17 protein-coding genes, 1 pseudogene and 1 riboswitch are annotated in these 17,934 nt (G+C 70.7%); of the genes and pseudogenes, 8 read left to right on the top strand and 10 right to left on the bottom strand.

Annotated elements, in window-relative coordinates:
- Positions 1 to 834 precede the first annotated feature (834 nt).
- From ACWD35_RS09405 to ACWD35_RS09395, 3 genes are read left to right on the top strand one after another with little or no spacing between them, the layout of a single operon-like run.
- Positions 835 to 1,737, top strand: a complete 903-nt coding sequence (locus ACWD35_RS09405; RefSeq protein WP_451350566.1) for a hypothetical protein — start codon at positions 835 to 837, stop codon at positions 1,735 to 1,737.
- 59 nt (positions 1,738 to 1,796) lie between these two features.
- Complete coding sequence (locus tag ACWD35_RS09400; protein ID WP_451350565.1) at positions 1,797 to 2,477, top strand: Uma2 family endonuclease; 681 nt, start codon at positions 1,797 to 1,799, stop codon at positions 2,475 to 2,477.
- 2 nt (positions 2,478 to 2,479) lie between these two features.
- Positions 2,480 to 3,055 (top strand): hypothetical protein, encoded by a 576-nt coding sequence (locus ACWD35_RS09395; RefSeq protein ID WP_451350564.1) that lies wholly within the window; start codon positions 2,480 to 2,482, stop codon positions 3,053 to 3,055.
- A gap of 19 nt (positions 3,056 to 3,074) precedes the next feature.
- On the opposite strand, the gene ACWD35_RS09390 is transcribed toward ACWD35_RS09395, so the two are convergent.
- The 5 genes from ACWD35_RS09390 to thrC all read right to left on the bottom strand — a co-directional run bounded on the left by ACWD35_RS09390 (position 3,075) and on the right by thrC (position 8,564).
- Positions 3,075 to 4,205 carry an NADH:flavin oxidoreductase gene (locus ACWD35_RS09390; protein WP_451350563.1) on the bottom strand — a complete coding sequence of 377 codons (1,131 nt, stop codon included), beginning with the start codon at positions 4,203 to 4,205 and terminating at the stop codon, positions 3,075 to 3,077.
- Between the two features lie 220 nt (positions 4,206 to 4,425).
- Positions 4,426 to 6,048 (bottom strand): chaperonin GroEL, encoded by a 1,623-nt coding sequence (gene groL, locus ACWD35_RS09385; RefSeq protein WP_451350562.1) that lies wholly within the window; start codon positions 6,046 to 6,048, stop codon positions 4,426 to 4,428.
- A 317-nt stretch (positions 6,049 to 6,365) separates the two neighbouring features.
- Positions 6,366 to 6,572 (bottom strand): cold-shock protein, encoded by a 207-nt coding sequence (locus ACWD35_RS09380; RefSeq protein WP_019057200.1) that lies wholly within the window; start codon positions 6,570 to 6,572, stop codon positions 6,366 to 6,368.
- Positions 6,573 to 6,993: 421 nt separating this feature from the next.
- Positions 6,994 to 7,272: a MoaD/ThiS family protein gene (locus tag ACWD35_RS09375; RefSeq protein WP_451350561.1), complete on the bottom strand. Its 279-nt coding sequence runs from the start codon at positions 7,270 to 7,272 to the stop codon at positions 6,994 to 6,996.
- Positions 7,269 to 8,564, bottom strand: a complete 1,296-nt coding sequence (thrC, locus tag ACWD35_RS09370; protein WP_451350560.1) for a threonine synthase — start codon at positions 8,562 to 8,564, stop codon at positions 7,269 to 7,271. The genes ACWD35_RS09375 and thrC overlap by 4 nt, the downstream gene beginning before the upstream one ends.
- A gap of 18 nt (positions 8,565 to 8,582) precedes the next feature.
- A riboswitch (SAM riboswitch) is annotated at positions 8,583 to 8,724 on the bottom strand.
- A 172-nt stretch (positions 8,725 to 8,896) separates the two neighbouring features.
- On the opposite strand from thrC, the gene ACWD35_RS09365 reads away from it, so the two are divergent.
- Both ACWD35_RS09365 and ACWD35_RS09360 read left to right on the top strand, forming a co-directional pair.
- Positions 8,897 to 9,841 (top strand): glucosyl-3-phosphoglycerate synthase, encoded by a 945-nt coding sequence (locus ACWD35_RS09365; RefSeq protein WP_451350559.1) that lies wholly within the window; start codon positions 8,897 to 8,899, stop codon positions 9,839 to 9,841.
- 99 nt (positions 9,842 to 9,940) lie between these two features.
- Positions 9,941 to 11,377, top strand: coding sequence for an alpha,alpha-trehalose-phosphate synthase (UDP-forming) (locus ACWD35_RS09360; protein WP_451350558.1), 1,437 nt, complete (start codon positions 9,941 to 9,943; stop codon positions 11,375 to 11,377).
- Here the strand turns inward: ACWD35_RS09360 and otsB are convergent.
- The 4 genes and pseudogenes from otsB to ACWD35_RS09340 all read right to left on the bottom strand — a co-directional run.
- Entirely contained in the window at positions 11,365 to 12,198 is an 834-nt protein-coding gene (gene otsB / locus ACWD35_RS09355; RefSeq protein ID WP_451350557.1) for a trehalose-phosphatase, read from the bottom strand. The two genes, ACWD35_RS09360 and otsB, sit on opposite strands and share 13 nt — an antisense overlap.
- 52 nt (positions 12,199 to 12,250) lie before the next feature.
- Entirely contained in the window at positions 12,251 to 12,475 is a 225-nt protein-coding gene (locus tag ACWD35_RS09350; protein WP_451350556.1) for a DUF3263 domain-containing protein, read from the bottom strand.
- A 35-nt stretch (positions 12,476 to 12,510) separates the two neighbouring features.
- On the bottom strand, positions 12,511 to 13,011 hold the full coding sequence (locus ACWD35_RS09345) for a hypothetical protein (protein WP_451350823.1): 501 nt from the start codon (positions 13,009 to 13,011) through the stop codon (positions 12,511 to 12,513).
- 155 nt (positions 13,012 to 13,166) lie between these two features.
- A pseudogene (locus ACWD35_RS09340) lies at positions 13,167 to 13,676 on the bottom strand (ABC transporter substrate-binding protein); the annotation flags it as partial.
- Positions 13,677 to 13,831: 155 nt separating this feature from the next.
- Between ACWD35_RS09340 and ACWD35_RS09335 the strand changes: the two are divergent.
- The 3 genes from ACWD35_RS09335 (at position 13,832) to ACWD35_RS09325 (ending at position 16,992) form a co-directional block, all read left to right on the top strand.
- A complete protein-coding gene (locus ACWD35_RS09335) occupies positions 13,832 to 14,776 on the top strand; it encodes an ROK family protein (RefSeq protein WP_451350555.1) in 945 nt (314 codons plus the stop codon).
- Entirely contained in the window at positions 14,776 to 15,918 is a 1,143-nt protein-coding gene (gene nagA / locus ACWD35_RS09330; RefSeq protein WP_451350554.1) for an N-acetylglucosamine-6-phosphate deacetylase, read from the top strand. The genes ACWD35_RS09335 and nagA overlap by 1 nt, the downstream gene beginning before the upstream one ends.
- A 144-nt stretch (positions 15,919 to 16,062) precedes the next feature.
- The gene (locus ACWD35_RS09325; protein ID WP_451350553.1) at positions 16,063 to 16,992 is read left to right on the top strand and encodes a 1-phosphofructokinase family hexose kinase; all 930 of its coding nucleotides are present in this window, start codon (positions 16,063 to 16,065) and stop codon (positions 16,990 to 16,992) included.
- Here the strand turns inward: ACWD35_RS09325 and ACWD35_RS09320 are convergent.
- Entirely contained in the window at positions 16,989 to 17,921 is a 933-nt protein-coding gene (locus ACWD35_RS09320) for a carbohydrate-binding protein (RefSeq protein ID WP_451350552.1), read from the bottom strand. The genes ACWD35_RS09325 and ACWD35_RS09320 overlap by 4 nt on opposite strands.
- Positions 17,922 to 17,934: the final 13 nt, after the last annotated feature.

Genomic DNA, 17,934 nt, shown 5'->3' with positions numbered 1-17,934 from the left:
TCGCGGAGCGGCGGCACGCCGGGCGGGCTTGGCGGCTTGCGGTGAGTGGGCGCACCGGTGGGCCCGGTGGGTGGCGATGGGAAGGAATGGGCCGTGATTGGCGGATCTGTTCCGCCCTTGCAGCCTGCGGCAGGCCTCTGACCTGCGGACTTCCTCTCGACCTCTGGCCCAAATCCACCAATCACTGTCAATTGCCGTCTAGGTGGGGCGGGCGAGGCGCTTGTGACGCCGAGGTCGCCGACCCAGCGCCGCCCTCATCGCCATTCCCCGTCCACCCCAACCCGCCCCCTCCCAGCGGCTCCCCCATCCGGGCCGCACGCCGCCAAACCCACCCGGCGTGCCCCCAACCGGCCCCCGCGCTCCCACAGCCAACGGCGCCTGGGCAACTGGCAGACGGGTCCAACCCCGCCAAGCCCCCCACTGCTCCCCCGGCCGCCCGCTCGCTTCTCACCCGTGCTGGAGCGAGCCGAGTCAAGGGTGGCCCGAAGGGCCATCGGCGCAGCCGACGCGGGAGTGGAGCGCAGCGGAACGGGAGCGCCCTTTACTCGGCTCGCGGAAGCACGACACTGGCCAAGAAGCGGGCGGCCCCAACGGCCACTTCACCAACACCGACCCCGAGGCTCAAGTCCCGAGCCTCGCGCTTCGAGCGCCCTTTTCAAGGAATGGGTGGTGGGTCTCAACCCGCCCTCCCACCCTGCGCGTTGACTTGACGCGTTCGGCTTGCCACGAAGAGTCACGAACCTCTAACGTGCGGCATATGCAAAGCGCCCCCGCTGGTGCGCCAACACCGGTGCGGGGGCTTGACCTACGAGATCGAAGGAACATTTCGATCCCATGGCTGATGCCAACTCTAGTGCTGCCCCCTTCCCCGCGCACCCCTCCCCGCACCCCCTGGCCAAACCGGGTTACGGGAAGCGTTCCGTTCCCGGTCAACGGCCCCGCACCAACCACGACTTCGCCCACTTCCCACCCCGCGAAGCCGCCATCGCCGCCTATCTCGACCGCCTCCCCGACGGCGCCGACATCTCCGTAAAAACGCTGGCCAACGTCCTGCCGTACGGGCAGTGTGCCCTGCGCACCGCCCTCAACCGGTTACAGCAGGCAGGGCACTTGCGGCGCGGGCGGGAGCGGCTGGCCGGCACCGATGGCGTCCGCTGGATCACCCGATCGTGGTTCACCCGCACCGCGCGCGACGATGGCTGGTGGGGAGACTTCGCCCGTGGTGCCGTACAGGAGGAGCCGCCGCCGGAGAGTTCCCGGTCCCGCCAGACCCGTTCCCGCGCCCACGTCCTCCTCGCCGCCCTCGGTCGTACGGCCCCGGCCCTGTCCCTCTCCGACGCGGACTGCGCGGCCCTCGCCCCGCTGGTCATGGAGTGGTTCGCGCGGGGCGCCGACGGCGAGGATGTAGTCCGGGCGCTCACCGCCGGGCTGCCCTCCCCGGTACACCACCCAGCCGCCTTGGTCCGCCGACGCCTGACCGACAAGCTCCCGCCCGCCCCGCCACCCGTACCTGGGCCGCCGGTTCCTCGCCCCCTCCGTCTCCTGGAGTGCGCGGAGTGCGGTGTGCCGGGGCGGCCGGAGGCGTTGCCGGGCGGGTTGTGCCGGGAGTGCCAGGGCGCGCCCCCGCCCACCCGGGCTCACTCCAACGCGCCCCTGCCTGCGTCCGCAATCCATTCCTACGCAGCTGAGATGCGTGCTGCGATCGGCCTACGACGACAAGAAAGGACGCCCGCATGACGGCTCCTACGGTCCGACGAGATCACTCCGGGGCACCATGGAGGGGAGGAGGCGACGCCATGACCCCTGACACCGCTGAGCGCCCGCAGATGTCCGTCGAGGACTTCGAGGAACTCGTCCGGAAGGCACCAAGGGAGCTGCGCAACCGGCTGGAGTTCCTGGGAGGACGGCTCTGCGTCCGGCACGGGCCGCTCGATGTCGAGGAGTTCGAGGAGCTGGAGGCCGCCGCCCCGGAAACCGTGCGGCTGGAGTACATCAACGGAAAAGTCGAGGTCAAGGCAGTGCCGGACGGGAAGCACACGTCGATCTTCATGTGGCTGCTCCGCCAGTGCATGCAGCAACGCCCCGACCTCGACCTCGCGCCCGAGCGAGGTGTCAAAGCCGAGGCCTACCGCAAGGGTCGGGCCCGCACCGACGGCTTCCTGGCGCCGGTCGACCACTTCGTGCGCGACGGTGAATGGTCAGTGCCCGACGGCGCCCTCATGGCCGTAGAGATCACCTCCCACGACCGGGACACCAACCAGCGCGACCGCATCGACAAGCCCAAGGGCTACGCCGAAGCCGATACCCCCGTCTATCTCCTCATCGACCGCGACCATCACTCCGTCACTGTCTTCAGCGAGCCGAAGGACGGCCGCTACCTCCAGTCTCCCCGCTACCCGTGGGGCGCTACCGTCGAACTGCCGCCCCCGGTCGGCATCACACTGGACACGGAGAAACTGAAGGACTACGCGGACTGACCATGAACCACGCCCAGCTCACCGCCCTAGGACGGGCCCTTCGCGTGCTCGGGGAGCACGGGGAGGCGCTCAGCGCCGATACGCCGGACTCGCGGCTGCACGAGATCAAGGCTGATCTGCGGCGGGCCCTCGACCTGGTAGAGGAGAGCGTCGCGGCCGGGGCGCCCACCACCCGGTGCCCGGAGCACCCGCAGGGGCCCGTGGATGAAAGCGCACCTGATCTGTGTCTGCTCTGTGAGACCCGGCGCCGGGCCGCCCGGCGGTCGGAGTTCCAGGGCGGCGGCAGGCCGCAGAGCACCGAATCCCCGGTATCCGCCCCCTCCCGCTACGGCGTCCGTGGCGACCGGCCGCAGCCCCAGCAGCGGTGGCTGCCGGAGCTGTGGAACGGGCAGGAATGGCAGCTGTGCGGGACGCCCCGGCGGGACCGGCGCGAGGCCGAGGCGTATCTCGCCGCCCAGCGACGCGGGTCGCGGCCCGCCATGGCCTACCGGCTGGTCCATGAGTTCACCGACTACGAGGTGCTCCGGATCTGGGGCACCCCCGTGCGCGTCGACATCGAGCCCATGGGCAACCTGTAGGCCCGGGCCCCGCTGAGGGTCAGCTCAGGGTCTTCAGCGCCGCCGCGTCGTACGGCTTCAGCTCGTCGAAGCGGTCGGCCAGGACCTTCGCCGCCCACTCCGGGTCCTGGAGCAGCGCGCGGCCCACGGCGACCATGTCGAACTCGTCCGCCTCCAGGCGGTCCAGCAGGTTGTCGATGGCCTTGACCGGGGAGCCCTCGCCCTGGAACGCGTTGACGAAGTCGCCGTCGAGGCCGACCGAGCCGACCGTGATGACCGGCTTTCCGGTGAGCTTCTTCGTCCAGCCGGCCAGGTTGAGGTCGGAGTCCTCGAACTCGGGGAGCCAGTAGCGGCGGGTGGAGGCGTGGAAGGCGTCGACGCCGGCCGCGGCCAGCGGGGTCAGGATGGCCTCCAGCTCCTCGGGGGTCTCGGCGAGACGGGCGTCGTACTGCTGCTGCTTCCACTGCGAGTAGCGGAAGATGACCGGGAAGTCCGGGGAGACGGCCTCGCGGACCGCCGCGATGATCTCCGCCGAGAACTTGGTACGGGCCACCGCGTCGCCGCCGTAACCGTCCGTACGGCGGTTCGTGCCCGCCCACAGGAACTGGTCGAGCAGGTAGCCGTGGGCGCCGTGCAGCTCCACGCCGTCGAAGCCGATGCGCTCGGCGGCGGCAGCGGCCTCCGCGAAGGCGGCGATGACGTCGTCCAGGTCCTGCTGGGCCATGACCTTGCCGGTCACCTCGGCGTCCGCGCTGACGAGACCGGACGGGCCCATCGCGGGGGCGTCCGGGAAGGGGGCGTCGCCCTGGTTGCGGACCATGCCGATGTGCCACAGCTGCGGAACGATCGTGCCGCCCGCCGCGTGCACGTCCTCGGCGACCTTCGCCCAGCCCGCGAGCTGCTCCTCCCCGTGGAACCGCGGAACGCGGTCGCTCTGCCCGGCCGAGTCGTGGCCCACGTACGTGCCCTCGGTGACGATCAGACCCACACCGGCGGCGGCCCGACGGGAGTAGTACGACCGGACGTCCTCACCGGGGATGCCGCCCGGGGAGAACATGCGCGTCATCGGGGCCATCACGATCCGGTTGGGAACGGTCAGGCCGTTCAGCGCGATCGGGCGGGACAGGATCTGGGCCGCGCGGGACGCGGCGGCGGTCGTCGTGACGGTCACGTGGGGGCTCCTCGGAACGGATCAACCGGCTGGTATGTGCATGCGCATTGATGCAGATGCTTAAGTAACCGAAGTATGGCGTCCTGCATTCCGCGCACCTATGGACCGTGGTGTGATCCCGGACACTCGAACCGCGCTCTTGAAACGCCCGAGGGCGGCACCCCCTGTCGGAACAGGGGGTGCCGCCCTCGGTAAGGACGTTGATCAACCTTCAGGTCGATCAGAAGTCCATGTCACCGCCCGGCATGCCGCCGCCGGCCGGGGCCGCGGCCTTCTCCGGCTTGTCGGCGATGACGGCCTCGGTGGTGAGGAACAGCGCGGCGATGGAGGCGGCGTTCTGCAGCGCGGAACGGGTCACCTTCGCCGGGTCGATGATGCCCTCGGCGATCATGTCGACGTACTCGCCCGTGGCGGCGTTCAGACCGTGGCCGACGGCCAGGTTGCGCACCTTCTCCACGACGACGCCACCCTCGAGACCACCGTTGACGGCGATCTGCTTCAGCGGGGCCTCCAGGGCGAGACGGACGGCGTTGGCGCCGGTTGCCTCGTCACCCTCGAGCTCCAGCTTCTCGAAGACGTTGGAGGTCTGCAGCAGGGCCACGCCACCACCGGCGACGATGCCCTCCTCGACGGCCGCCTTGGCGTTGCGGACGGCGTCCTCGATGCGGTGCTTGCGCTCCTTCAGCTCCACCTCGGTGGCGGCACCGGCCTTGATGACCGCGACACCGCCGGCGAGCTTCGCCAGGCGCTCCTGCAGCTTCTCGCGGTCGTAGTCGGAGTCGCTGTTCTCGATCTCGGCGCGGATCTGGTTCACGCGGCCCGCGACCTGCTCGGAGGAACCGGCACCGTCGACGATGGTGGTCTCGTCCTTGGTGATGACCACCTTGCGGGCCTTGCCCAGCAGGTCGACGGTGGCGTTCTCCAGCTTGAGGCCGACCTCCTCGGAGATGACCTCGCCGCCCGTGAGGATGGCGATGTCGCCGAGCATGGCCTTGCGGCGGTCACCGAAGCCCGGGGCCTTGACGGCGACGGACTTGAAGGTGCCACGGATCTTGTTGACGACCAGGGTCGACAGGGCCTCGCCCTCGACGTCCTCGGCGATGATCAGCAGCGGCTTGCCCGACTGCATGACCTTCTCCAGCAGCGGGAGCAGGTCCTTGACCGAGGAGATCTTGGAGTTGGCGATGAGGATGTACGGGTCCTCGAGCACCGCCTCCATGCGCTCCATGTCGGTCGCGAAGTAGGCGGAGATGTAGCCCTTGTCGAAGCGCATGCCCTCGGTGAGCTCAAGCTCGAGGCCGAAGGTGTTGCTCTCCTCGACGGTGATGACGCCTTCCTTGCCGACCTTGTCCATGGCCTCGGCGATCAGCTCGCCGATCTGGGTGTCGGCGGCGGAGATGGACGCGGTGGAGGCGATCTGCTCCTTGGTCTCGACGTCCTTCGCCTGCTCCAGCAGGGCGGCGGAGACGGCCTCGACGGCCTTCTCGATACCGCGCTTCAGGGCCATCGGGTTGGCGCCGGCGGCGACGTTGCGCAGGCCTTCCTTGACCAGGGCCTGGGCGAGCACGGTCGCGGTGGTCGTACCGTCACCGGCGACGTCGTCCGTCTTCTTGGCGACTTCCTTGACCAGCTCGGCGCCGATCTTCTCGAACGGGTCCTCGAGCTCGATCTCCTTGGCGATGGACACACCATCGTTGGTGATCGTGGGGGCGCCCCACTTCTTCTCGAGGACGACGTTGCGGCCCTTGGGGCCGAGCGTCACCTTCACGGCGTCCGCGAGCTGGTTCATGCCGCGCTCGAGGCCGCGCCGCGCCTCCTCGTCGAACGCGATGATCTTGGCCATGTGAAGTGGTCCCTCCAGGACTGGGGGTGATTCCTTCGGACCGCGCCCGCGCCCGCGACGGACGGCTCGCCGACCCCGTGGTTCCTTGCCCCACTTGGCCTGCGGGCCTCACCGACCCGGTCCTTCGTTGTCACTCTCACCTTCAGAGTGCTAACGCAATGATTAGCACTCGCCCCTGTCGAGTGCAAGCTGCTCTCGGGGATTCGCAGGTGAGCAGCGGCGTCACAGAGCCCGGGCACGCCGAAGGGCTCGTACCCCGGGAGGTACGAGCCCTTCGACGATGAACAGAAGAACGTCGCTGTCAGTCGACGCGTGCTTCAGCTGGTCGCCAGCCGGACCATGTCCGCCTGCGGGCCCTTCTGGCCCTGCGAGATCTCGAAGTCGACCCGCTGCCCCTCTTCCAGGGTGCGGTAACCGTCCATCTGGATCGCGCTGTAGTGGACGAAAACATCCGCACCACCGTCGACCGCGATGAAGCCGTACCCCTTCTCCGCGTTGAACCACTTGACGGTGCCCTGAGCCATGCCTAACTCCCCTATTACTGGCCCTTGCACAGATCCACACTTCGCGGACCCGGGTCAGACCTCGCCCCCCAGAATTGGTCGGGGGCGTGCGCCGGAACGCGTCGACCGCGGCTGAATGTATCTGTCCAACTGCCGTCTGCAACAGGTCAATCGGACGAGAAATCTGGACGAGCGGCATCCGGAATGTGGCGTGAATTCGCCTGAATTCAGGGCAAGTCGGGCCCCGTAAAGGCAACAAAAGCCGCATAAAACCCGTGCATTTTGGCTGCTTCTTGTCGGGCATGCGGCATGAATCCAGGGCTGCTGGCCCGTGGGCCAGGAGCGCGTTCCCCAACTCTACCGCGCTCAATCACGCAGAATTGCCCCCTCCGTTTCTCTCACGGACGGGGCAATTCAATGAACAGTGTGTGACTCAGGCGCCTCAGCAGCCGCCGGCGACCGCCGGAATGATGGAGACGCCGGCACCGTCCGGGGTCGCCGTCTCCAGGCCCTGCTCGAAGCGGACGTCGTCGTCGTTCACGTAGACGTTCACGAAGCGGCGCAGCTTGCCCTGGTCGTCCAGCACGCGCGCGGCGATGCCGGTGTGGTTCTTCTCCAGGTCCGTGATGACCTCGGCGAGGGTCGCACCCTCGGCCGGGACCTCGGCCTGGCCACCGGTGTACGTGCGCAGGATGGTGGGGATACGAACGGTCACACTCATGCGAGACCAGCCTCTCGGAAGGAGTCCAGGTTCGGGCGGATCGTAGCGGTCAGGCCCGTGCCTGCGACCGCGTCGAGGGTCTTGAGGCCGTCGCCGGTGTTGAGGACGACCGTGGTGAGCGACGGGTCCAGGACGCCGTTCTCGATCAGCTTCTTCGTGACGCCGACCGTCACACCGCCCGCCGTCTCGGCGAAGATGCCCTCGGTCTGCGCGAGCAGCTTGATGGCGTCCACGACCTGCTCGTCCGTCACGTCCTCCACCGCACCGCCGGTACGGCGCGCGATGTCCAGGACGTACGGCCCGTCGGCCGGGTTGCCGATCGCGAGGGACTTGGCGATGGTGTTCGGCTTCTGCGGGCGTACGACGTCGTGGCCGGCCTTGAAGGCCGCCGACACCGGCGAGCAGCCCTCGGCCTGCGCGCCGAAGATCCTGTACGGCCGGTCCTCGACCAGGCCGAGCTCGATCAGCTCCCGCAGACCCTTGTCGATCTTCGTGAGCTGGGAGCCGGAGGCGATCGGGACCACGATCTGGTCCGGCAGCCGCCAGCCGAGCTGCTCGCAGATCTCGTACGCCAGGGTCTTGGAGCCCTCCGCGTAGTACGGCCGCAGGTTGACGTTGACGAAGCCCCAGCCCTCGCCGGCCGGGTCGCCGATCAGCTCGGAGCAGAAGCGGTTCACGTCGTCGTAGTTGCCCTCGATGCCGACGAGTTCACCGCCGTAGACCGCGGCCATCACGACCTTGCCCTGCTCCAGGTCGTGCGGGATGAACACACAGGAGCGGAGGCCGGCGCGGGCGGCGGCGGCGCCGACGGCACCTGCCAGGTTGCCCGTCGAGGAGCAGGAGAGGGTGGTGAAGCCGAAGGCGCGGGCGGCCTCCAGGGCCTGGGCGACCACGCGGTCCTTGAAGGAGTGCGTCGGGTTGCCGGAGTCGTCCTTCACGAACAGGCCGCCGGTGACGCCGAGTTCACGGGCGAGGTTGTCGGCCTTGACGAGCTTGGTCCAGCCGGGGTTCAGGTTCGGCTTGTCGGCGACGTCCGCCGGGACCGGGAGCAGCGGCGCGTAACGCCAGATGTTCGCGGGGCCCGACTCGATGCGCCCCCGCAGTTCCTCGGTGTCGTAGGCGGAGAAGTCGTAGGCGATCTCCAGCGGGCCGAAACACTCCTCGCAGGCGAACACCGGTCCGAGCGGCACGCGGTGACCGCACTCGCGACAGCTCAGGGCCGCGGCGGGGCCGAGGTCTACGGTGGAGGTGCCGGCGGAATCGCTGGTGGTTGCAACTGTCTGCACAGCCATGTGAGGCGAGGCCCTTTCTCCTCATCTTCCTCACGACGCATCTCGCCGTGAGACGGATTTGGCACCTTCCCGAGCCGGGAGCCTCGCTGGAGAACGAGAACCGACTGGAGGGTTGCCGGGGCTTCATCGGGCCGTGTCCCTCTGCCCCTCTGGATGAGCGGTATGCGGTTGTGTGATGCGGTTGTCCGTCAACGCGCGCGACCCCCGACATGCGATGGTCATCGGCGTTGTTCAAGACTGTAACCGAAGGCCACGAGAGTTGAGATAGTCGTCCGAACCGCGAGATGGATCACACGGCGACGTGTGGCCGTGACAGTGAGGAGTCGCAGACCGTGCTGGAAGAAGTCGAGCGCTGGCTGGCCACCCGCTCCTGGTCCGTGACCGATCGGCCCCTCCACCAGATCCTGTCCGCCAGGCAGCGTACCGGCCAGTCCGTCTCCGTCGTGCTGCCCGCGCTGAACGAACAGGAAACGGTCGGCGACATCGTCGCGGTGATCCGCCGCGACCTCGTGGAACAGGTGCCGCTGGTCGACGAGATCGTCGTCGTCGACTCCGGGTCCACCGACCGCACCTCCGAGGTCGCCGCGGCGGCCGGCGCCCGGGTCGTCCACCGCGACGACATCCTGCCGCGCATCCCGGCCGTCCCCGGCAAGGGCGAGGTGCTGTGGCGCTCCCTGCTGGTGACCAGCGGGGACATCATCTGCTTCATCGACGCCGACCTGCGGGAGTTCTCCTCCGACTTCGTCTCCGGAATCGTCGGCCCGCTGCTCACCGAGCCGGACGTACAGCTGGTCAAGGCCATGTACGACCGTCCGCTCGGCGGCGCTGCCGGCCAGGGCGGCCGGGTCACCGAACTCATGGCCCGCCCGCTGCTGAACATGCACTGGCCGCAGCTGGCCGGTTTCGTGCAGCCGCTCGGCGGCGAGTACGCGGCCCGGCGCTCGCTGCTGGAGCAGCTGCCGTTCCCGGTCGGGTACGGCGTGGAACTGGGCATGCTGGTGGACGCGCTGCACCTGGTGGGCCTGGATGCCCTCGCCCAGGTGGACGTGGGGGTGCGCAAGCACCGGCACCAGGACGGACAGGCGCTGGGCCGGATGGCCGCCGCGATCTACCGCACGGCGCAGCTGAGGCTCGCCCGCGGGCACCTCGTCCGGCCGTCGCTGACCCAGTTCGAGCGGGGCGAGGACGGGTTCGAGCCGCGCACGTACTCGGTGGACACGGAGGAACGGCCGCCGATGACGGAGATCGCGGAGTACGCGGCGCGGCGGGTGGCGTGAGCGCCGGGTGGCGTGAAAACGGGGCATCGGCTGTATACGGCCGCTCTTCGGGGCGGACCGTACGTTTGAGCGTTTACGGGCCGGGCTAGGTTGAGGACCATGGCTTCCGTGCGCGGTGCTGAGGTGCTGGTCGCGTCCAATCGCGGCCCGGTTTCGTACGAGGTACGCCCCGATGGCGGGGCCGGCACGCTGCATGCCAAGCGGGGCGGCGGCGGGCTGGTCTCGGGGCTGTCGGCCATCGGGCCGGACACGGACGCGGTGTGGGTGTGCGCCGCGCTGGGCGACGGCGACCGGGAGGCCGTACGGCGGGCCGAGGGCGGCCGGCTGCCGGGCGCGGACACCGGCGGACAGCAGGTCCGGATGCTGGACATCGACGCGACCGTGTTCTCCGACGCGTACAACGGCATCGCCAACTCGGTGCTCTGGTTCGTCCACCACATGCTGTACCAGACCCCGCTGGAGCCGGTCTTCGACGCGGAGTTCCGGCGGCAGTGGGCGTCGTACGAGGCCTACAACCGGGCCTTCGCCGAGGCGCTGGCGGAGGAGGCGGCCGAGGGTGCGGCGGTACTGATCCAGGACTACCACCTGGCGCTCGCCCCGCGCATGCTCCGGCGGCTCCGCCCCGACCTGCGCATCGGCCACTTCTCGCACACCCCGTGGGCCCCGCCGGACTACTTCCGGCTCCTGCCCGACGACATCGCCGCCGAGCTGCTGAGCGGCATCCTCGGCGCGGACCGGGCCGCGTTCCTGACCCGCCGGTGGGCGGATGCGTTCACCGACTGCTGTCACGCCGTGCTGGGGCCGGGGATCCCCTCGGGTACCCGGATCGGCGTACACGGGCTCGGCGCGGACGCGGACTTCCTGCGGGAGCGGGCGCACCGGCCGGACGTGGACGAGCGGATGGCTGCGCTGCGGGAGGAGATCGGCGAGGGGCGCCGGACGATCGTCCGGGTGGACCGCACCGAGCTGTCGAAGAACATCGTGCGCGGGCTGCTGGCGTACCGGCAGCTGCTGGCGGACCACCCTGAGTGGCGCGAGCGGGTGGTGCACCTGGCGTTCGCCTATCCGTCCCGGCAGGATCTCGCCGTCTACCGCGACTACACCGCGGAGGTGCGGCGCGTTGCGCAGGAGATCAACTCCGAGTACGGCACGACGGGTTGGATGCCCGTCGTACTGCACGTCAAGGACGACTTCGCGCGGTCCCTGGCCGCGTACCGGCTCGCCGACGTCGCCCTGGTCAATCCCATCCGGGACGGGATGAACCTGGTCGCCAAGGAGGTGCCGGTCGTCTCCGACGAGGGGTGCGTGCTGGTGCTGTCCCGGGAGGCGGGGGCGTATGAGGAGCTGGGCGAGGATGCGGTGGTCGTGAACCCGTATGACATCGGGGGGACGGCGGAGGCGTTGCACTCCGCGCTCACCATGCCGACGGATGAGCGGGCGGAGCGGACCAAGAGGCTGGCCGCTGCTGCTACGGCGCTGCCGCCTGCTCGGTGGTTCCTGGACCAGCTGGGTGCACTGGACGATCAGTCCAGCTGATCTGCCAGGGTCCTCAGCAGGGCTACGACCCCCTCCGGGCCGTCCACCACCACATCCGCTCGTTCCGCCAGTTCCGTGACCTCCGTGCTGCCGCTGCAGATCAGGAGGCCGGGGATGCCTTCGGAGCGGAGTTTGTCCACTGCCGCGTAGGCGGGGAGGTCGCCCAGGTCGTCGCCTGCGTAGACGACGCACTCGGCGCCGGTGGAGCGGACGTGGTCGAGGAGGGCTACGCCCTTGTCCGTGCCGGGTGGGCGCAGTTCCAGGACCATGCGGCCGGGCTCGACGATCAGGCCGTGCCGGGTGGCGAGGTCGGCGAGGGGTTCGCGCAGGGCCTCGAAGGCGGCCTCGGGGTCGTCGGCGCGGCGGGTGTGGACGGCGACCGCGCGGCCCTTCTCCTCGATCCACACGCCCTGCCAGGCGCCCATCTTGTCCAGGAAGCCGGGCAGCTCGGCGCGGACCGCGGCCACGCCGGGGTGCGGGGCCGGTGCGTTGACGGTGCTGGTGACCGCGTCCCAGCGCTCGGCGCCGTAGTGGCCGAGGACGACGAGGTGTGCGAGTCCGGGGACGCCGGCGAAACCGCCGTAGCGCACCGCGACCCCCGCGGGCCGGCCGGTGATGACGGCGACGGAGGCCACCTTCGGGGCGAGGGCGGCGAGCGCGGGAACGGCGTCGGGGTGGGCGCGGGCCTGTTCCGGGTCGGCGACGATCGGGGCCAGCGTGCCGTCGAAGTCGAGGGCGATCGTGGCGGTACGGGGGCTTGCCAGCAGCGCCGCGAGGCCGTCCCGGCCGGGTTGGGTCGCCGGGGTCGGGATGGGATCCATACCGCGACACTATCCAGCGCGGGCCGGTCTCACGCCTGGGTCTCGGGCACGTTCAGCGTTCGCCTCGCCGGGCCTCCCTCACCCGGCGCAGGCGGTTCACCGTCACCGGGTCGTGCGCCAGCGCCCGCTCGTCGTCCAGCAGGGCGTTGAGCAGCTGGTAGTAGCGCACCGGCGCCAGGCCCAGCTCCTCACGTATCGCGCGCTCCTTGGCGCCGGGGCCGGAGAAGCCCCGGCGCTCCAGCGCGAGGATGGCCTGTTCGCGGTGGCCGAGTTCCATGTCGGCCACCGTAACTCCGGGCACCGACAACCGGCTCAGCCGGCGGTGGCGGCGCTGCTGTCCGCCGCCGTGGCCGTCGCCTGGAGACGGGCGAGGACACCGGAGGGGCTGCCGCCGGGGGTCACTGCCTGGCCGATGTCCTGCTTCACGGCCGCGCTGACCGCCGCCCAGGAGGTCTTGCCGGCCGGGTACAGCTCGGAGGTGGGCAGCTGGTCGAGGAAGGGCTGAAGGGTCTTGTCGGGGGCGGAGTCCGACTCGCTCATGGCCAGGGAGGCGGAGACGGTGACCGGGAGGAGGCCGTAGGTGCGGGAGAAGTCGAGGACGTTCTTCTCGCTGCCGTCGCCCGCCGGGGAGTGCGCATAAGGTCGCTTTAACTCGATCGTGTGATGGTCGGTTCTCGGGCTTGCAGCGCCCTGGGCCGGTCGGGTTAACGTGATCGTGCGATCTGGGACGCCGGGTACGGCGTCAGCGTGTGGGGCCCCCGCTCCACCGGAGTGATGGTTCGGGGCCTCCCCGTCGCCTCTGGCCGTACCCATCTGGCCAGGTCGCGCAGGGAACCGGCCTCCCGGGATCGGACCACGGACAGGATCCGTGTCGCCGCCCCGGGGTCGAGTACGCCGGGGACCAGTGCGCCCAAGACCGTTCGGGGCGTGCGGCTGAGCGGAGTCACTCCTGCTCAGTCCACAGGAACGGTACTTCACGCCCTTGTCCTTGAGGCCCTGGCGTCGGCCCCCCGTTCGTCCCAGGTGGTGGGCGGGGTGATGCCGGCCTGCGCGAACAGGGTCTTGTTGTAGAAGAGGACGCGGGTGGAGGCGGCGAAGGGCATGCCGTACTGGGTGTGGTTCCACTGGCCCGCCTCGCCGAGCCGGCTGACGAAGTCGGCCTGGGTGCGGATGGAGAGCAGGTCGGAGGCCTGGTAGAGCTTGCCCGCCGCCGCGTAGTCGGCGTAGGCGCCGATCTGGGCCAGGTCGGGGGCGTGGCCCGCGTCGACCATCTGCTTGACCTTGGCGTCGACGTCGTTCCAGGAGTAGACGCTGACGTCGATCTTCACGCCGGGGTGCTTGGCCTCGTACGCTTTGACGAGGGCGTCCCAGTACTTCTTGGAGCTGTTGGCCGCCGAGTCGCCGTAGTCGGCCGCGACCAGCCTGAGGGTCACGCCGGAGGAGTCGGTGCTCCCGCAGCCGCCGAGGACCGCTGTCATGCCCAGTGCGGACACCACCGCGATCGTTCCTGCCGTACGCCGACCCACCGTAAAGCCCCAAACCTGCTGTCTGACCGTTCAATATGTGGACACATAAGGTCTACACCAGGTGAGTGGACTAGACCTCTCATGGGTCCGAGGGCCACACTGACCCCATGAGACATGTCATCGCCCTGGACGTGGGCGGCACCGGGATGAAGGCCGCCCTCATCGGTGACGGCGGCGCCCTGCTGCACCGCGCCCGCCGGGCGACCGGACGCGAGCGCGGGCCCGATGCCGTGGTCGAGACGATCCTCGACTTCGCCGCCGAGCTGCGCGCCCACGGCGCCGAGCGCTACGGCGAACCGGCCGCCGCCGCGGGCATCGTGGTCCCCGGCATCGTCGACGACGAGAACGGCATCGCCGTCTACGCGGCCAACCTCGGCTGGCGGGACGTCCCCCTGCGCGCACTCCTGGCCGAGCGGCTCGGGGTGCCGGTCGCCCTCGGCCACGACGTGCGCGCCGGCGGGCTCGCCGAAGGCCGGATCGGCGCGGGCAAGGGCGCCGACCGGTTCCTGTTCGTGCCGCTCGGCACCGGAATCGCGGGCGCCATCGGCCTGGACGGGCGGGTGGAGTCCGGCGCACACGGCTTCGCGGGCGAGATCGGGCATGTCGTCGTACGACCGGGTGGCACCCCCTGCACGTGCGGGCAGCGCGGCTGTCTGGAGCGGTACGCCTCCGCGTCCGCGGTCAGCGAGGCGTGGGCCGAGGCCTGCCAGGACCCCGGGGCGGACGCGGCCGACTGCGCCAAGGCCGTCACGTCCGGTGACCCGAACGCCATCCGGGTCTGGCAGGAGGCGGTGGACGCGCTCGCCGACGGGCTGGTCACCGCGCTCACCCTGCTGGACCCGCGCACGCTGATCATCGGTGGCGGGCTGGCCGAGGCGGGGGAAGTGTTGTTCCGACCGCTGCGGGAAGCCGTCCGGCGGCGGGTCACCTTCCAGAAGCTGCCGACGATCGTCCCGGCGGCCCTGGGGGACACGGCGGGCTGCCTGGGCGCGGGGCTGCTTGCGCGGGACCTGCTGACGACCACTTCTACGACTCCGGAGGTAACCGCCTGATGGCTGCCAGCTTGGTTCTCGCAGGTGCTCGGGTGGTGCTGCCCACCGGAACGGTGGAAAACGGCCAGGTGGTCGTGGACGGCAGGCACATCGCCGCCACCGCGCCCGCCGACACCCAGGTGCTCGACCTGACCGGCCACTGGGTGCTCCCGGGCTTCGTCGACATCCACAACCACGGCGGCGGCGGAGCCTCCTTCTCCGGTACGCCGGACGAGGTGCTGAAGGCCATCCACACCCACCGGCTGCACGGCACGACCACGCTGGTCGCCTCCACCGTCACCGACGAGATGGACCTGCTGGTGCGGCAGGCCGGGCTGCTGAGCGAGCTGGCCGAGCAGGGCGAGATCGCGGGCATCCACTTCGAGGGGCCGTTCATCTCGCCGTGCCGCAAGGGCGCGCACTCCGAGGAGCTGCTGCGCGACCCGGAGCCCGCCGAGGTCCGCAAGCTGATCGACGCGGCGCGCGGCAAGGCGAAGATGGTCACCCTCGCCGCCGAGCTGCCGGGCGGCATCGACTCGGTACGGCTGCTCGCGGAGCACGGCGTGATCGCGGCGATCGGGCACACGGACGCCACCTACGAGCAGACGGTCGAGGCCGTCGACGCGGGCGCCACGGTCGCCACCCACCTCTTCAACGCCATGCCGACGCTGGCCCACCGCGCCCCCGGCCCGGTCGCGGCCCTGCTGGAGGACGAGCGGGTGACGGTCGAGCTGATCAACGACGGCACCCATCTGCACCCCGCCGCGCTGCAGCTGGCGTTCCATCACGCGGGTGCCGGCCGGGTCGCGTTCATCACCGACGCGATGGACGCGGCCGGCATCGGCGACGGCCGCTACATGCTGGGCCCGCTGGAGGTCGAGGTCAGCGAGGGCGTGGCCCGGCTGGTGCAGGGCGGCTCGATCGCGGGCTCCACGCTCACCCTGGACCGGGCGTTCAAGCGCGCGGTGACCGTCGACCGGCTCCCGGTGCAGGACGCGGTGGCCGCCCTCTCCGCCAACCCGGCCCGCCTCCTCGGCCTCTTCGACCGCATCGGCTCGCTGGAGCCGGGCAAGGACGCGGACCTGGTGGTCCTGGACGCCGGCTTCGACCTGAAGGGCGTGATGCGCCGGGGCGAATGGATCGTGGCGCCCCAACTGGGCTGATCCCTCCCGGTTTACGCCCCGAACAGCGGCCGACCTGCATCTGGGCCGGCCGCCGTCTGTTTGGCATGATCGTGCCGGAGAACGGAAGCGGACGACGAGGCGAACACGGCGTACGCGGCGACACGGCGAAGGAGGTCGGCACGGGTGATCCTCACGGTCACGCTGAACACCGCTCTCGACATCACCTACCGTGTGGGGTCGCTGCGCCCGCACGCCTCGCACCGCGTCCAGGAGGTCACCGAGCGGCCGGGCGGCAAGGGCGTGAACGTGGCCCGGGTGCTCGCGGCTCTCGGTCACGAGACGACGGTCGCCGGCTTCGCGGGCGGCACCACCGGCCGGGAACTGCGCGAGCGGCTCGCGGGCACGCCCGGGGTGACCGACGCACTGGTGCCGATCGCCGGGGCGACCCGGCGCACACTCGCCGTCGTGGACGAACTGTCGGGCGACACCACCCAGTTGAACGAGCCGGGCCCGCAGATCGCGCCCGCCGAGTGGGGCGCCTTCCTGGACCGCTACGAGGAACTGCTGCCCGGCGCCTCGGCGGTGGCCCTGTGCGGCAGCCTGCCGCCGGGGGTGCCGGTCGGGGCGTACGCGAGCCTGGTCCGCGCGGCCCGCACCGCCGCCGTCCCCGTCCTGCTGGACACCAGCGGCGAGGCGCTGCGCCGCGGGGTCGCGGCCCGCCCCGACATCATCAAGCCGAACGCCGACGAACTGGCCGAACTCACCGGCTCCCACGAGCCGTTGCGGGCCACCCAGGACGCCCGCCGCCGGGGCGCCCACGCGGTGGTCGCCTCCCTCGGCGCCCGGGGCCTGCTCGCCACCACCCCCGAGGGCCGCTGGCAGGCCAGCCCACCGGCCCTCGTCCACGGCAACCCGACCGGCGCCGGTGACTCAGCGGTCGCGGGCCTGCTCTCCGGCCTCGTGGAGAACCTCCCCTGGCCCGACCGCCTGACCCGCGCGATCGCCCTGTCGACGGCGACCGTACGGGCCCCTGTGGCAGGCGAGTTCGACCGCGCGGTCTACGAGGAGCTGCGCGAGCGGGTCACGGTGACCGGGGAGGCGGGCGCGGCCTAGGCCGAGTCCCGCTTGACCTGACCCTTCTTCAGCCACACCTGGTCCAGCAGGACGTTGCACTTGTCGCCCGCCTGGCAGGAGATGGAGACGGTGTTGGGGCCCTTGTTCAGGGTCGGCCACACGTAGGTGGTGGTCCAGCCCTTGGCGAAGTCGCCGTCGGCGACGTGCCTGTAGTTGCCCAGGCCCAGCTTGCTGCCGAACTCCTTGCCGTTGACCGTGACCGTCATCGACTGGTCCTCGACGGCGCTGAAGTTCACGAACAGCGTGTACGCGCCGGCCTCGGGAACGTCGTTGATCGTCCACGTGACCGAGGAGCCGACCGCGTTGAGGCCGCCCACGTAGACGCCGCCCGCCGCCTTGGCGCCGGCGACGTCCGAGGCCTTGGTGGCTCCGCCTGCCTGCTGGAGGGCCTGGGCGTCGGCCTTCGGGAGTTCACCCGGGGTCGCCGAGGCGCCGCTCGACGCGCTCGGGGAGGCGGCCTGGGACTGGGCGGGCGAGGTGTTGGCCCCGTTGTCCTTCTTGTGGCCCGAGTCGCCGCCGATCATCGCGGCGCCGATGCCGATGACGACCGCGGCGACCACCGCCATCGCACCGATCAGCAGGCCGTTGGTGTTCGGGCCGCGGCGGCCGGGGGCGGGCGGCGCCGGCCGGCTGCCGGCGGAGCCACCGCCGGGAAGGGTCTCCGGGGCCTGGTAGTGCGCGTTCGGCTGGCTGTAGGCGCCCTGCTGCGGGACGGACGGCTGGCCGTACGGGGCGGTCTGCTGCTGGCCGTACTGGCGCTCGCCGACCGCGCGCACCCTGCTGACCGAGTTCGGGTAGCCATAGCCACCGGACGGCGGTTGGGCTCCTCTGGCCTGACCGTCGGCGTACAGATAGCCGAACGGGTCGTCGTCCTCGGGCGTGCTCGCGCCGTTGTCGCCGGGCGTCATCCCTGGTACTCCT

It is taken from the genome of Streptomyces sp. NPDC002671, from assembly GCF_053592475.1.
The sequence above is the reverse complement of the archived record's forward strand: the minus strand, read 5'-3'. Positions and strand labels throughout refer to the sequence as shown.